The 284-nt window shown below is 66.9% G+C and carries 1 protein-coding gene; it reads right to left on the bottom strand.

The features are described from left to right. Positions 1 to 284: SDR family NAD(P)-dependent oxidoreductase (locus OH705_RS27060; protein WP_267303414.1), on the bottom strand; the 284-nt coding region annotated here is incomplete at both ends.

Raw genomic sequence — 284 nt, 5'->3', positions numbered from 1 at the left:
GCAACAGTGGCAGCAGGCCCGCGGTCAGGACGAAATGCCCCAGGTAATTGGTGGCCAGTTGCAGCTCGAAGCCGTCGGCCGACTCGCCGCGCTCGGGTGGCGCCATCACCGCGGCGTTGTTGATCAGGCCATCCAGTTTCGGCAGCGTACGGTTCAGGCGCTGCGCCAACGCATGCACCGACGTCAGGCTGGCCAGATCGACCGCCTCGAACCGCACCTTGGCGTTCGGCACCTCCGACTCGATCTTCTCGATCGCTTCCTGGCCGCGCTCGGGATTGCGCGCC

The organism is Pseudomonas sp. BJa3 (assembly GCF_026343815.1).
In the GTDB taxonomy this organism is placed as follows: Bacteria; Pseudomonadota; Gammaproteobacteria; order Pseudomonadales; family Pseudomonadaceae; genus Aquipseudomonas; species Aquipseudomonas soli.
This window is presented reverse-complemented; position numbering and strand designations above follow the sequence as displayed.